General features: G+C 56.9%; 17 protein-coding genes and 2 pseudogenes. 15 read left to right on the top strand and 4 right to left on the bottom strand.

What is annotated here, in order from left to right:
• The first annotated feature begins 8 nt into the window (after positions 1-8).
• The 4 genes from ASD00_RS06115 (at position 9) to ASD00_RS06100 (ending at position 2,458) form a co-directional block, all read left to right on the top strand.
• Entirely contained in the window at positions 9-386 is a 378-nt protein-coding gene (locus tag ASD00_RS06115) for a hypothetical protein (protein WP_057205539.1), read from the top strand.
• Positions 383-1,021 (top strand): cytochrome c oxidase assembly protein, encoded by a 639-nt coding sequence (locus ASD00_RS06110; protein WP_057205537.1) that lies wholly within the window; start codon positions 383-385, stop codon positions 1,019-1,021. The genes ASD00_RS06115 and ASD00_RS06110 overlap by 4 nt, the downstream gene beginning before the upstream one ends.
• A 53-nt stretch (positions 1,022-1,074) precedes the next feature.
• Positions 1,075-2,103 (top strand): c-type cytochrome, encoded by a 1,029-nt coding sequence (locus ASD00_RS06105; RefSeq protein ID WP_210173871.1) that lies wholly within the window; start codon positions 1,075-1,077, stop codon positions 2,101-2,103.
• A gap of 79 nt (positions 2,104-2,182) precedes the next feature.
• The gene (locus ASD00_RS06100) at positions 2,183-2,458 is read left to right on the top strand and encodes a hypothetical protein (protein ID WP_057205534.1); all 276 of its coding nucleotides are present in this window, start codon (positions 2,183-2,185) and stop codon (positions 2,456-2,458) included.
• Positions 2,459-2,699: 241 nt separating this feature from the next.
• On the opposite strand, the gene ASD00_RS06095 is transcribed toward ASD00_RS06100, so the two are convergent.
• Positions 2,700-2,915: a hypothetical protein gene (locus ASD00_RS06095; protein ID WP_057205532.1), complete on the bottom strand. Its 216-nt coding sequence runs from the start codon at positions 2,913-2,915 to the stop codon at positions 2,700-2,702.
• A gap of 302 nt (positions 2,916-3,217) precedes the next feature.
• Here ASD00_RS06095 and ASD00_RS06090 point away from each other — a divergent pair, with 302 nt between their 5' ends.
• Complete coding sequence (locus ASD00_RS06090; protein WP_057205530.1) at positions 3,218-3,646, top strand: CBS domain-containing protein; 429 nt, start codon at positions 3,218-3,220, stop codon at positions 3,644-3,646.
• Positions 3,647-3,683: 37 nt separating this feature from the next.
• Complete coding sequence (locus ASD00_RS06085; protein WP_057205601.1) at positions 3,684-4,133, top strand: HD domain-containing protein; 450 nt, start codon at positions 3,684-3,686, stop codon at positions 4,131-4,133.
• A gap of 321 nt (positions 4,134-4,454) precedes the next feature.
• Here the strand turns inward: ASD00_RS06085 and ASD00_RS41495 are convergent, their stop codons facing one another.
• On the bottom strand, positions 4,455-4,745 hold the full coding sequence (locus ASD00_RS41495; protein ID WP_057205528.1) for a hypothetical protein: 291 nt from the start codon (positions 4,743-4,745) through the stop codon (positions 4,455-4,457).
• Between ASD00_RS41495 and ASD00_RS06075 the strand changes: the two genes are divergently transcribed.
• From ASD00_RS06075 to ASD00_RS38450, 3 genes are all read left to right on the top strand, one after another.
• Positions 4,744-6,099, top strand: a complete 1,356-nt coding sequence (locus ASD00_RS06075; RefSeq protein WP_057205526.1) for a sorbosone dehydrogenase family protein — start codon at positions 4,744-4,746, stop codon at positions 6,097-6,099. The two genes, ASD00_RS41495 and ASD00_RS06075, sit on opposite strands and share 2 nt — an antisense overlap.
• Positions 6,100-6,200: 101 nt before the next feature.
• Positions 6,201-6,569 (top strand): PRC-barrel domain-containing protein, encoded by a 369-nt coding sequence (locus ASD00_RS06070; RefSeq protein ID WP_057205524.1) that lies wholly within the window; start codon positions 6,201-6,203, stop codon positions 6,567-6,569.
• A gap of 323 nt (positions 6,570-6,892) precedes the next feature.
• On the top strand, positions 6,893-7,540 hold the full coding sequence (locus ASD00_RS38450; RefSeq protein WP_082523466.1) for a BON domain-containing protein: 648 nt from the start codon (positions 6,893-6,895) through the stop codon (positions 7,538-7,540).
• Positions 7,541-7,653: 113 nt separating this feature from the next.
• Here ASD00_RS38450 and ASD00_RS38445 read toward each other — a convergent pair.
• Positions 7,654-7,854: pseudogene (locus ASD00_RS38445) on the bottom strand (GNAT family N-acetyltransferase); the annotation flags it as partial.
• On the opposite strand from ASD00_RS38445, the gene ASD00_RS06050 reads away from it, so the two are divergent.
• From ASD00_RS06050 to ASD00_RS42445, 6 genes and pseudogenes are all read left to right on the top strand, one after another.
• Positions 7,851-8,159 (top strand): DUF1214 domain-containing protein, encoded by a 309-nt coding sequence (locus tag ASD00_RS06050; RefSeq protein ID WP_348272061.1) that lies wholly within the window; start codon positions 7,851-7,853, stop codon positions 8,157-8,159. The pseudogene ASD00_RS38445 and the gene ASD00_RS06050 overlap by 4 nt on opposite strands.
• Before the next feature lie 506 nt (positions 8,160-8,665).
• Entirely contained in the window at positions 8,666-8,842 is a 177-nt protein-coding gene (locus ASD00_RS39775) for a hypothetical protein (RefSeq protein WP_156585473.1), read from the top strand.
• Between the two features lie 388 nt (positions 8,843-9,230).
• Positions 9,231-9,605 carry a hypothetical protein gene (locus ASD00_RS06045; protein ID WP_057205516.1) on the top strand — a complete coding sequence of 125 codons (375 nt, stop codon included), beginning with the start codon at positions 9,231-9,233 and terminating at the stop codon, positions 9,603-9,605.
• Between the two features lie 388 nt (positions 9,606-9,993).
• On the top strand, positions 9,994-11,067 hold the full coding sequence (locus tag ASD00_RS06040) for a PAS domain S-box protein (RefSeq protein ID WP_082523465.1): 1,074 nt from the start codon (positions 9,994-9,996) through the stop codon (positions 11,065-11,067).
• A 323-nt stretch (positions 11,068-11,390) separates the two neighbouring features.
• Positions 11,391-11,624 (top strand): hypothetical protein, encoded by a 234-nt coding sequence (locus ASD00_RS06035; RefSeq protein WP_057205514.1) that lies wholly within the window; start codon positions 11,391-11,393, stop codon positions 11,622-11,624.
• A gap of 480 nt (positions 11,625-12,104) precedes the next feature.
• Positions 12,105-12,403 (top strand): annotated as a pseudogene (locus ASD00_RS42445) (hypothetical protein).
• Positions 12,404-12,659: 256 nt separating this feature from the next.
• Here ASD00_RS42445 and ASD00_RS06030 read toward each other — a convergent pair.
• Positions 12,660-13,637: a YihY/virulence factor BrkB family protein gene (locus ASD00_RS06030; RefSeq protein WP_057205512.1), complete on the bottom strand. Its 978-nt coding sequence runs from the start codon at positions 13,635-13,637 to the stop codon at positions 12,660-12,662.
• Positions 13,638-14,169: the final 532 nt, after the last annotated feature.

The following is a 14,169-nucleotide window of genomic DNA, read 5'->3' as shown; positions in this document are numbered from 1 at the left end:
GAGGAACTATGCGGCTATTACCGCGAGAGATCGAGACTTTTTGGACGCTGTTTACGGCGCCGATTGTCTGGGCGCTGCATTTCCTCGTCTGTTATCTGACGGCGGCGATCTTCTGCGCCAAGGGAGGAAGCGCGCAACAATATGTCGGCCTTCAGTGGATGCTTGGCGCCCTAACTTTGCTGGCACTCGTAACGATAGCGATTTCTGCCTATCTCGCTTGGAGACAATGGGGATTTGGCACGGCGGACCCACCGCATGATGAACCGACGGATCGGGCGCGCAGACTCTTCCAGGGCTTTGCAACCATGCTTCTATCGGCCCTGAGTTTCGTCGCCGTCCTGTTCGTGGCGACCCCGATCATGCTGATCAACGGGTGCTTTTCATGAGATGGGCCAGTCTCATCGCTGCTATGATTTTGCTGGTGGCGGCGGTATGCACATCTCTGTTTGTTTTCGACCCACGGGCATTTTCCGGACATATGGGGACGCACATGGCGCTCGTTGCTGTGGTCGCCCCGCTCGCTGCTTTCGCTGTCTCGGGAACACGATGGGACCCGAGCAGCCACTGGCATCCTGGCGCCGGCCTTCTGTTGTCCTTCGTCGAGCTCGTCGTCGTTTGGGTTTGGCATGTCCCGGCGATGCGGGATCTGGCGGAAACCTCGATTGGCATGCGTCTGGCTGAGCTTGCAATTTTCCTGGCCGCGGGCGGCTTTCTCTGGCTTGCGTGTCTTGGAGCCGGCAGGAAAGCAGATGCAGGGCTTAGCGGGGCTGTCGCACTCCTTCTCACCTCGATGCATATGACGCTTCTCGCAGTGCTGCTGACGATGGCTCCGCGCCCTCTTTATGGCGTGGCTGATGTGACCTGCTTTGGCGTGACCATGACTGCGAGCCAAGATCAGCAGCTTGGCGGCATCGTCATGCTGTTTGTTGGGGCAGTTGCCTATCTTGCCGGTGGCGTTGGCCTGGCCGCGAGACTCTTGCGTGCGCCATTTGCGAAACCGACCGAAGGGCAGGCACCGTGAAGCGCTGTCTGAAATGTTTGGCTGCCGCCGCCGCCCTGGCGCCCGTTGCCGGCTTGCTGATCGCCTGGCTCGGCATCATTCATGTTGGTGCAACCGGCGGTCATTGGGCAGTCACCGAGTGGTTCCTGCACTGGACAATGCGTTCGTCCGTGAGAACTGCGGCGCTCGGCATCAAAAAGCCTTCCGGTTTCGAAAGTGCCAAACACCTCAAGGTCACGGCAGTGCATTTCCAGATGAGCTGTGCCGAATGCCATGGATCTCCGGATCGCCGCCGCTCCCCGGAAATGCTCGCGATGCTGCCGCCACCGCCCGACCTCAGGGACACTGTTGGCAACTGGAAGGACGAGGAACTGTTCGTCATCGTGCGCGACGGTCTGCGCTATACCGGGATGCCCGCCTGGCCCGGCGCTGGGCGCGACGGTGAGGTCTGGGCAATGGTTGCGTTTCTAAAGGAGCTGCAGATGATGAGCCCGGCCCGCTACAAAGAGCTTTCCGGTGCGAAGGATACCGAAAGCGGCGATACGCTATCCGGCTGCCTGGCGTGCCATGAGCAAGGTATCGAAGGCAATGACCCGATAGCTCCAGTCATTGCAGGGCAATCAAACGCCTATCTTGCTGAAGCCCTTCGGGCCTACCGCAAAGGGAGCCGTGAAAGTGGGTTCATGGAGGTCGTCGTCTCGCGGTTGAAGGATGCGGACATCGATGCCACGGCCGGCGACTTTGCCCGCAAGGATGGGTTGCTGTCATCGACGCCGAGAGCTCGCTCCGGCGACGAGCGCACATTGTCTCTGGTGAAAACCGGCGATCCCGTGAAAAAGATCGCTGCCTGCCAAGCCTGCCATGACGGCCGAAATCCTCTTTATCCTTTGCTTAGCGGCCAGTCCCGCACCTTCCTGATAGAGCAAATTCTCCTGTTCAAACAGGATCTACGCGGTGACAGTCCAACGGCTCAATTGATGAGCCGAGCGGTGCGCCATCTAACCGTTGAGGATGTGGCCCGGCTTGCCGATTACTATGCGTCGCAGCCGTTGGCGCGTGACGATCGCATAAACGCCGAAACCGCCCCAAGGTGGCGGTTTTGAAGAAACTTCACAACGCCCAGAGGGAACAATCCTAAATAATTAGGGTTTGCTCATATGAAGAGATGAGAGGAGTTTCGCAATGGTCCTGATCGCGCCCGATGGTGGCAGACCTCATGAACGCAGCGCAGACGCAGCCGCGCTCCTGGCTTCTATACGCTGCGCCGTGAGTTCCGAGACAACATTCGAAACAGGAGGCCTTTGTTTTCGTTTGCTCGGCGATGTGGTGATTATTGAAGGCGTGCTGCGGGAACGAGACGCTTCAGACACCATTCGACGGATAGCCGAGGAGATTGCCGGGGCCGAGCGCGTGATCGTCCGCATTGGTTGCCCGCTGGATCTACCCGAAGCCAAGTGATGCCATCGTGCCACAGAATGCCAGCGATTTTCACTCTGGACATGGCTCGACGGCCCACTTTTTTTATTTCACGCCAATGCCTTGGGGATTGTTCAACACAATCTACTTCAAGAAGCCTGGTGTAAGCCTCTCGCGGGAGAGTTGGTTCCACGGCCAGCACGGAACAGATAAGGAACGGCCACGGTTCGATCATCTCGATGGGCGCAAAGCCGCTTCAATCGTCGATCGCACTTGGGATCTATCAATCCTTGGCAATCATCATCAAAGCCGTCGCCAGGGCACCGAGGCCAAAGGATGCGCCGAAAGCGTAGACCTGGAGCCCGAATGCAAGCGGATCAAAACCCTCGCCGTGCCCGAGGGCGCCCGGAGCGACTATTGCGATCGAAGCGGCGGTTGCTGCCCCAAGCAGAAACCCCACGCCCACATTCAAAATAACGAACCTGATCAGCGTCGGCATGATGAACCTCATGAACCTCGCGATCCATCCCAAACCTTAAAATCGACTATCGGTTCCGATCGCCCAGGAGAAATCGATCACGAACGTCGCAACGAATGAGCGGAACAAAGGAGAGGGCCGACCGTTAGCAAACAACATCACAGCGGAAGGAATCCCAATGGAAATCGAAACGATTCCGCCGCCCGTGCTTCCCTGAGCATGATTGATCAGCTTCGGCGCGTTTGCCGCCCGGCGGCTCGACTGCCATGGGAGGGAACCGCGGTTTTCCAGCAAAGATAGGAGCTAAAGATAGGAGCTAGAGCATGCAAATTGCCCAGATCATGACCAAGAACGTGCACATCGTTAGCCCGGATGATACCGTGGCTGCAGTCGCCCGCCATATGGCTGACAACGACATTGGATTTCTTCCTGTCGAACAAGATGACCGCCTCGTCGGCACGATCACCGACAGGGACATCGTCGTGCGGTGCGTGGCCGACGGCCGCGACGGGGATACGACAGTGGCTGAGGTGATGTCGGCGGACGTCAAATACTGCTTTGAAGATGAAGAAATCGGCGACGTTGCCCGTAACATGGGCGATATTCAGGTTCGACGACTTCCAGTGCTCAATCGCGACAAAAGGCTGGTGGGCGTCGTGTCTCTTGCAGACGCCGCCCGCAGAGATCCTTCGCTCGCGGGTGCGGGATTGCAGGGCGTGACGGCACCTGGTGGCGCCCATAACCAGGAATAGGCCCATGCCTGAGACGCCGGGCAACGAAAACGAACCGATGGACAGCGGTGTCTTGAGCTCCCACGATGCATTGCTTCTCGCCAGCGAAGTTGCTGCTGAGGCCCTTCAGGGGCAATTGGACAAAACGGGGCAACCGTATTTCAGGCACTGTCAGCGTGTTGCGAACGCCGTGGACGGGATGGATGCCAAGGTCGTGGCCTATTTACACGACGTCCTGGAGAAGGGACCGGGCTGGTCGGCTCAGCGATTGCTGGAAAAAGGATTTGATCCCGTGATCGTTGGCGCTGTCGTGGCGCTGACAAAAGAACCGGCCGAGCCGGAACCAGCCTTTGTAAGGCGGGCGGCGTCAAACCCACTTGCCCTCCCGGTCAAGCATGCAGATCTCTTGGACAATTTGGAACAGGCGCTGGCGAGCGGGATGGAAACGCATAAATACCTCGATGGACTGCGGATCCTTGAAGCCGAATTCGGTTGCCAATCGGATTGATCCGCGCGCAGCAATGAGCGCGTTGACGCTTAATGCAAGGGATTCCCATCGCAGGTACAAGCCCATGCGGGACTTAGCCGCCCTCTCCAGATCGGGCCGACAGGGTATCGGCAGATGGCGGTCGCTTCCTGGTAGCTCAATCCGAACCCCGCCACCTGTTCAGAATTAGCTTAGTGATGGCGTCCAGTGCGAGAGGCGGTTGCCTGTTGATCACACACGATTTCAGATTGGTGCTCGCACTTTGCAAAACTATGTAGCAAATCCACAAGTAGGAACGAGGCGTCGCCGCTCCATTTGCGCAGAGCTCAACAGGCTCCCCGTTCATTCCGGCAATCCGGCCATCCGATAACCTTCAGCCAAGCGCTGGACCGTCTCCATGTCGCGGGCGGGTTGTGCAGCAGACCAGTGAGCAATCGTGAAGTTCGGTGTCGTCGCGATGAAAAGAGCTGCCTCACGCATTGCCTCGTCTCTGCGGCCGAGCACATACTTGGACGGCTGGGTGTTCAGTCCGATCATCGAGCCTGCCGTTAGCTGGGCGATAGGGAATAATTCGGAACGCCCTTGTGTCTTGCTATACCCAGTTGGCAACGTTTTGCTGAGGACCACGATCATGAATTCTCGCAGAGTTCCGCTCGTTCTTGGTATTCCGGGGGTCATTTTGCTCGGAGCGATCACGGCAGGTTGCCTCGCCGCCACCGCGCAAAAAACCGCAACGGCGCCGACAAACGGCGGCTACGGCGCTCATCCGACGCTTCCGAAACCGAAACCCACACTGATCCCGACCATCAACATCGCCCAAGCAAAAGGGTGGAACGGCGGCGCGAGGCCAAAGCCGGCGAAGGGCCTGAAGGTCAACGCCTTTGCGAAGGGCCTCGATCATCCGCGCTGGATTCATGTCCTGCCAAACGGCGACGTGCTTGTGGCCGAGACAAACGCGCCCGCCAAGAAGGACAGCGGATTCAGCCTGCGCAAGGTCTTCATGGCGCAGGCCATGAAGCGGGCGGGCGCGGCGACGGAGAGCGCCAACCGCATTACGCTTTTGCGGGACACGGATGGCGATGGTGCTGCCGATCTGCGCAGACCTTTCATCGAGGGGCTCAATTCGCCGTTCGGTATGGCGCTCGTCAACGGAAAGCTTTACGTTGCCAATACCGACGCCGTCGTCGCCTATTCTTATTCCTCCGGTCAAACCCGGATAACGGCGGCGCCGCAAAAGGTCGTCGACCTGCCGGCCGGAGACATCAATCACCACTGGACCAAGGATCTGATCGCCGGGCGCGACGGTGGGAAGCTCTACGTTACCGTCGGATCTAACAGCAATGTCGGCGAGAATGGCATTGCGGCGGAGAAAAACCGTGCCGCGGTGCTGGAAGTAGATCCCGCCCGCCACAAAACACGGATTTTCGCTTCGGGCTTACGAAACCCCAATGGACTTGCCTGGAATCCGCACAGCGGCAGGCTCTGGGTGGTCGTCAACGAGCGCGACGAGATCGGTGACGACCTCGTGCCGGATTACATGACTTCGTTGCGTCAAGGCGGCTTCTATGGCTGGCCCTTCAGTTACTTCGGCGAGAACATTGACATCCGCGCCAAGCCGCCGCGCCCGGATCTCGTCGCCAAGGCAATCAAGCCCGACTATGCGCTCGGCTCGCACACTGCTTCCCTGGGATTAACCTTTGACAAGAAATCATCCCTTCCGTCCCCGTACCGCGGCGGTGCCTTCGTTGGCCAGCACGGTTCATGGAACCGAAGCGTGCATAGCGGTTACAAAGTGATCTTCGTGCAGTTTCGCAACGGCCAACCAGCCGGCCGGCCGAAGGACATTCTCACGGGCTTCATCGGCGCCGGCGATACGGCCATGGGCCGCCCGGTCGGGGTGACTTTCGACAAGACGGGCGCCTTGCTCGTCGCCGACGACGTGGGCAACGTCATCTGGCGGGTAACATCCGCCCAACGCGGGGAATGAGACACCGTTCTGGCGCGGATTTCTGTCGTGAGTGTCTTCCTTCCGAAAGGCAGGGAACAACTTTCAAAAACAGCAGTTCTCCGGTCAAAGGAGGAATGAAAATGGGTACCCTTGATATGCGTCTATCTCATGACCTCATTGCCAGCGACAAGGTGGTGGGGACGTACGTCTACGACCGGACCGGCAATCACATAGGATCTATCGAGAAGATCATTCTCGAAAAGCGTGGTGGACGCGTTGCCTATGCTGTGCTGAGCTTCGGCGGCCTTTTGGGAATTGGAGATGACCACTATCCCCTTCCGTGGGACGTACTCGACTATAATCCCGGCCTCGGCGGCTTCCAGGTAAGCATCACAAAGGATCAACTCGAGGGAGCTCCAAGATATCCGCGGGACCAGGATTTTGATTGGAGTGCCGAGAGAGGCCGACAGGTTTACGACTACTATGGGATTGCGCCCTATTGGGTGTAATTCAAAAAAGTCTAAACAGTGCCTGTCGGATTTGCGATAGACGAACCAACCTAACTGCTACGACCCATAACAGTCGAAGAGAAAAAAACGACATGGATTGGGTCGTCTTGCAGGTCACGTGGCGAAAAGAAAAGGCTCGCCAAATCAAGTACGGAACGAGACATTCTTGGCTCCCGGCAGACCTTCTTCGCTCGGGTTCATTCTCAATAAATCGTACGACTCGATTATCGAGACCATCTGTGTCGTTGAGGCGATTTGTTTCCATTGGCCTGGAACAGGAACGCGCGAGCGTTGTTCTGGGGCAACAAGGAGGAATCATCACCATGGCAGAAGATCGATATGAACGCGAGGAACGGTATGGCCGTGACTACGACCCTGAACGCGATGGTAACCGCAGACCTGAGCGGGAGCGCAGCCATCAACGCCCGTTATCGGGTCAAGGACGAGCCCGCCCGAGTTCCGGGGCCGATTTCGAGCGCGGCAGTCCCGAGGCTTGGAGCACCGACGATCTAGGCTATACCGAGCGCGCAGATCGGGCTGGCTACGGCCAGCGTCGACGCTACGCCGCCAATGAGGATAGCTACGCGCAAAGCGGTCGCCGTTACGACGAACAGCGTGGATTTCTCGAAATGGCTGGAGACGAGGTTGCGTCCTGGCTTGGCGATGAGGATGCGGAATATCGCCGTCGGATGGATCAGTTTCGCGGCAAGGGCCCACGGGGATATAAGCGTTCCGACGAACGCATCAGAGACGATGTCAACGATCGGTTGACGGATGACGGGTGGCTGGATGTTTCCGATATCGAGGTGGTGGTTTCGAGCGGCGAGGTAACGCTCACCGGGCTGGTTTCGTCACGCCAGGATAAGCGGCGTGCGGAGGACTGCGCCGACGCCGTCACTGGCGTTTCGCATGTCCAAAACAATTTGCGCGTTCGCACTGCGGATGCGACTACGGGCATTGGCGAGCTTTAGCGACAACGGCCAGGCAAACGGACCTAGACGGATGTCGTCTCATCAGATGGCGATGAGACGATGTTCTAGGATTGCAGGATGCAGATTTGTTCCCGTTTTCGCAGTGCGCCATGCTACTCTAGGCGCAAAGCCATGATGAGCTCGTCGATTTCCGTATCGTGGCCCAACAGGCCGATTGGAATACGCCCAACCCTTACGAACCCATGGCGCTCATAGAAGCGGATCGCCGCCGCGTTGTGCGCACCCACCGCAAGTTCCAGCTGCAGAATGCCGTGATCTCGGGCATGCTCAGCAATAGCACGCAGAAGGTTTGCGTCCTTCGGTACGAAGGACCAGGTGGACCGATACAGCACTTCATCTCGGCTGCCACGACCTGGGGCTGCAATCCGCGAAAGGACGCAATCTACTCAACTTCACGCCGCCCAAGAACGATGGCAAGACCGTTTACAAGCTTCACGTCGGCAACGTTCCGGTCGATGGCTTCTGGTCAATCAGCCTCTACAATGCCGATGGCTATTTCCCGAAGAACGACCTGAACGCCTATTCGCTCAACAACTTAACAGCGAAGAAAGGTGCCGATGGTTCGACCAACCATCCAGTTTGGCGGCTGCGATGGTAAGGTGGTCAATTGCCTGCCGATCATGCCTGGCTGGACTTATACGGTCAGGCTCTACCGCCCGCATGCCGAGTTATTGGATGGAAATTGGGCGTTCCCAGACCCAGTCATCGCCCAATGAGACGTATGGCTAAGACCGGAAGCGTGTAATTTTTGAAGCGGCAGGATCCAACTGTAGGTAGGACGCACGACGTAAATCGTCGCGGCCGTAAGGCAGCTTTGCAACCGGCGGCGGGACGAGCAGCGTTCGCCGCCGTGTAGGGTCGGCTCCCCAATGAAGGGCGTGACAGTCCGATTGGGCTCTGCTTTAATTAGAGGCGCCTTAAAAGTAATGGCCGACGGCAAGGTAGCTGCTAGTGAGCGCAAGCGGAGTGAATCAGCTGACTTTGAAACCCTCTCATTGCGTTGGTGATGGACTGGAAATGGGCCGGGAGTTGTCGCGACGATTTGGACATTGCCGGAACGCACCGGCGACCTAGTTTCCTAAACTTGGAAGAGAGGAGCTTCTAATGAATGACCACAACGATCAGCGCGGCTCGATTGATGAGATGCCTAGCGCATTGGCACTTCAAGACATTTCGTTGAAGCTGCGAAAACTGGCGGACGAGCTGGCGGATCTGAAAGATCGTGCGACTGAAGAAGTTGGCGCTGACGGCTCGTCGGACGAATTGCTCCCCGAAGCCTGAGCCATGGCCCGCAAACTCTTCATAACGGACTTGGGTTAACTTTCAGAACCGAACGAAATGTCGGAGTTGACTGATGAGCTATGACTGGAATGGCGCTCGCTGGCGGCGGATGAGGGTGGCGCGATATGGCACGGCGGTAGCTTTGGCAGGATTGCTCGTAGCCGTTGCCAGCAGGGTCGTCATCAATGCACTTTGATCGTATTGGCTTACGGCGGCGATTGAACGGGGATGCGCCATCGAGACGCGATGTCGGGTTCGTCTTTCCATTTTCAAAAAAAGGGGCCAGGTGGCAACGATGTTGCCAAGAATGACATTCGCGTTTCCGGATCTAGTGGAACCTTGGACCATGAGCTCGGTTTATGAGAGACAAACGCGACAGGAGAGTTCCATGGCCAGCTATCTCGACAACAAAAAAACCAAACAACACGACGCCGCGCCAATTCCCGCGGTCCGAGCCCGCCAAGGTTTTCTTGGCGTTCCGGTTCTCGCTGTGCTTGTCGGTGGACTTGTTCTTGCCATGGTCGCATGGGGCATAGCGGGTCTTTACGGTGAAGGTATCGACGATGACGCCGCGACCGCCCCAGAACAGGTCACAACGGAAAAACCAGCAGTAACTCCGAGCAACCAAGGCGTCGTCGACAACAATTCTTCAGAAAATGGGAGCGCGCAAACTGCCCCTGTCGATCGCGATCCGACCGCCGAGTCTGGAACTGGTGGTCCGTCAGAGATCAGGACGCCAACCGGAACCGAGAAGACCAAGTAGGTCCCGCGACTAAAGCAATGCAACCATTATAGCGATGGTCAACATAGCGAACGCGACCAGGCCGGTATTGAGCAAATGAGCTCGGCTTCGATTGGTTTTGAAGGTACGAGACATGACCTCACCTCACCATTCAAGGAGAAACGCGGGCCGTCCTTAATGGTTCAGGTGACTTTTGAGCCATTGTTTCGCCGAGCCTGGCGTAACGGTCGCGGAAACATACCGACATGGTGTTCGCGGGTGTAATGCGATGCGTCGCCCGGTGCTTATCGCGTGAAAATTTAGCAGCGTTCGATGGATTTTTTCAACTCGCACGAGAGGGGACGGACTTGCGTCGCCGCTTTTCTTGTTCAAGGATGGCGCGGTCCCAGCATGGTTCGTGAGAGTGAATATGTCTTCTAATTCTTGTGTTGAAGCGTCGCGTGGTGAAGCCGTGCCCCCGGTAGGCGATTGTCCTGAGGGACCGGATGCTGGCGCTCTTCTCGCTGCAATCGTAGAATCCTCTGATGATGCAATAGTCAGCAAGAGCCTGCAGGGGATTATCACGAGCTGGAATCAAGGAGCTCAACGGCTATTCGGCTATAGCGCCGATGAGGTCATTGGCAAACCGGTCACCATTCTTATTCCCACCGATCGGCTGGATGAGGAGCCTGCTATTCTGGCTCGACTTCAGGCGGGAGAACGTGTCGATCACTTTGAAACACTTAGACGTCGCAAGGACGGTACTTTGCTCGACATTTCGCTGACGGTTTCACCTATCCGTAATACGCAAGGCAAGATCGTCGGGGCCTCCAAGATCGCGCGGGATATCACCGAGCGTAAACGTCATGCCGAACAACAATCCCTGCTGCTCCGCGAAATGCATCATCGGGTGAAGAACCTGTTTGCCTTGGCGGGTGGATTGGTGACCCTTGCAGCAAAGAATGCTGAGACGCCCTCCGAACTTGCACACGGGTTGAGGGAGCGATTGAATGCCTTGGCCAAGGCACATGAGATCACCTTGCCTAATCTCCAAATGGACAGCGTCCCTGCGCAACATACCACGACGCTTTTCCGTCTCTTGCAAACCTTGACGGCGCCCTACCAGGAGGAGGCGCGCCCGAGATGCGTCATGTCAGGCCTCGACGTCGAAATTAGTGCTGGGAGTTTGACAAGTCTGTCGCTCCTCTTGCATGAATTTATGACCAATGCCGTAAAATATGGGGCATTTTCCGCCGATACGGGCGATATTTCGGTCGAAAGCGAACTTCTCTGCGGCACATTGCAGCTAACGTGGCGAGAATCCGGCGGCCCCCAAGTGTCTCCGCCGGATGCAGCCCTTGGCACCCTCGGCTTTGGGAGTCGCCTGGAAACGGTGCTGGAAACCAACCTTAAATGCCAGATCATGCGTGAGTGGCGCCGCGAAGGCATCGTTATTAGAGCACTCTTTCCCATCGCGGTAATCAATGGCGTAAATACGATATGATGCCCGTGCAACAAGGCGGCCGCGGCGATAGGACAACGCTGGCGAGGCTTGCGCGGATTTGAGCATGACCTGCGGAGACACGTTTGTGCGCCTTTGCCGGGATACTGTGAAAGGCTGGCGGCGTTTCGATCTATTTGGCAAAAGCGCGCTGTGGGCAAATTGGTTTCGGACGGCCGTTATTGCGGACGCACTCGCGTCCGGGCGAAATTGCAGAACGGAGCTTCGGCCAAGAACTGCGCTTTTGCGATCTGTAGGCAGCTTACCTCTTGTTAACTTTCGACTTTCCCGGGTTCGGTACTAGCCGTTCATGATGAGGAATTACGATGTCGCCCCCGAAAGATATGGATGGAGTGCTCAAACAGTTGCCGCTCCGAATCGGAGCGTACGTGCCGTGCGACCTGCTTGAAGACTGGTTTGCGCCGGGCACAGGTATGAGCCCGCCCTCCGATGAGGCATTGAAAGCGGCAGCGGACTACGGTTGGCGCTTCGAGTGTGAATTCAAGTACTATCCGGACCGCAAGGAGGGAGTATTCTGGAAATGGGTGCCGGCGATCTGAAGACAAGTGACCGAGGAGGACCAAGTCTGATGAGACAGCCTTGTCAAAGGAGCTCGGTCGGCTTTGCTGAATTCTTCATTCCCGTTGGTTGCGCTGGGTTGCAGCAGGATGTTCGTTCCACTCTCCAGCGCGTGTGAGCTATCCGCGGACGCTATGAGAGTTGTTGCAAACGCGGGCAGGGGCGTTTTGGAGGTGATTTCCCCGTTATCACGCATGTTCACCGAGGAAAGCTCTTCGGTTCAGTGGGACTCTGACAGCGACACGCAGTTTTGTTGACGTTTCGGCGTCAGCACCCACGCGGCCAAAAAACAAAGTTCCGTCGTGCGGGCACTTTCACCCGAGCACATCTTCTTTCGCCCACTGACCTGACTGACGAGCGGGATCATTCCTGGCGTTCGATGGTTGGGCAACCCAAGGAAAGTACGGCGGGTTGATGGGTGGAGGAGCAGTGTTGAAAAATTTGGCAAGAAAGGATCTGCAATGCGTGACATTTTCCTCCTGCTTATGTGCGTGACGCCGACCCTGGCACTCGCACATGACGCCCTGCAGGCTGGGTTTACCCCAGTTCTTGTTGTTCGAACCTCGACTGCCGCGAAGTGTCGCACGCAGCCGTGAGCGAGCGACCACAAGGATTTGTAATGGACGCAACCGGAGAGGTCACACCTTACAAAGATCGGAGGATACGCTCGTCACCCGATGGTGAATACCATTGGTGCACCCCAGCCGGTCTTAACCAGGGAAAAACGATCTGCCTCTTCGTGCCCGACCGTGGTTATTGACGTTGGTTCAGCAATGTTTTGGCAGTTTGAGGTGGAACATGGTACCGCCGTGTTTGCGCGTACCCGCCTGATCAAGTGCTTCGATGGCGGCTGACGGATTGCTGACTTGGTGTGGGGCGGATCGACGCGCCGATCTGCGGTAGAACAAATGCTACCCTCATCTCGGCGCACGATCACTCAGAGCTTTCGCCATCGGCAGCAAGTAACACCGCCCCTGCAGTTCAGCGATGTTGCGGGCTCGTAATGGGTAACAAATTCAGTTGGAAGGGGGAGCCGAGTCGCCCACAGTATCTGCGACATAAGCCCCTCGTTCGCCCATTGGAAGAGGGCTACCTGTTGTGGAATCGCACATCGTTTGATGCTCAAGTTCGGCGTTTATTTCCGCCCCAAGGATGAGGATGATGACTGAGATCCAGGTCCAAACCATGAAACCGACAAACGCGCCGAGTGTGCCGTAGGTTGCATTATAGTTTGCAAAATGGTTGAGGTAGAATGAAAACAGCAGTGATGTGCACAACCACATAAGGGTGGTAAAGGCAGCCCCCCAGGTAAGCCACGGAGACTTCGCCGGTTCACGACTTGGTCCGTACCGATAGAGCATCGCGGCACCTCCCGTGAACATCAGTAGCAGAATCGGCCATCGAGCGAAATCGACAAGCAGCTCAGCCCATCGCTTGAGCCCAATGAAGCCCAGCCAGACAGGTAACACCGCGACCGCCAGGACTGCCAAAATAGCTGCGATCATGCCGCCGACGGTGAAAGCCATAGCTAGACTGGTGCGGTGCAGGAAGCTCCGCTTCTCGCTTTCGCCGTAAGCAATGTTCATTGCCTCAAAAACCGCCGCGATCCCGTTATGTGCGCTCCACATTGCCATGCTTGAACTAATCAGTAGTCCAAGGCCTGCCGTGGTGGGTTTCTGCGATGCAAGTGTACCTAATTGGTCCATGATCAGTCTCAGGGCCTCCGATGGCACGACATATACGAGGAATTCCATCTGCCTTGAGAGATCTGCTGGATCGGCGGCAAAGGCATAGAGCGAGACAAAGATGCCCAATGCGGGGAAAATTGCGAGTAATAGGTAGTAGGTCACACCGGCCGCGATCATCGCAACCCTGTCTTCGGTAAAGCTGACGTAAACTCGCCAGGCCACATCCCACAATCCGTTCGCGGGTATCTGCCCTGGCGATTTGGCGTCTCGGCCCTTTGGGTCGTTTTCGGCGTTATTCTCTGGCACTCTTGGGTTCCCCTCTCGCCGTCGATAGCTTCCGTCTTTGATTAAACGGATTGGTGGGAAACTGGTTCGATCCTCTGCAGTCGAAATTGCGTGGGTGGTCGGCCAGTGGCCGTTTACGAGCAACTACCGCTGCTACGTCGAAACTCCTCCGTCCTTCAGTCTTGCAAGATCGTAGCGCAGGTATCGAGACTAACCACGAGCGGATTTGAAAGTTCCAAAGGGCCAGATCACCGATAGCCGCGCGTTGCTGAAAGATTGGACTAACCAAATGCCCTCACCGTTACGCGACGGCTCATCAAAGTTCTCCAGGTCCCATGCGGTTCGATATCTTCGGCGGAATGGCCGTCTCGAATGTTGTGGCGATCGCAAGCATGCCACTGCCGCGGCCGAACTTTATACCTCTAAGCCATGGTGTTGTATAATGTTGTCGCGGCAACAGTGCTGGCGCAGTCAACCGGCTTCCTTAAAATTGATCCACAGCGGTTTTGCTTTTGAGCGCTGTTATCGACGGTTCTGATGCCCAATTCCAAGC

It is taken from the genome of Ensifer sp. Root31, assembly GCF_001424825.1.
Taxonomy (GTDB): Bacteria; Pseudomonadota; Alphaproteobacteria; order Rhizobiales; family Rhizobiaceae; genus Ensifer; species Ensifer canadensis.
The sequence above is the reverse complement of the archived record's forward strand: the minus strand, read 5'-3'. Positions and strand labels throughout refer to the sequence as shown.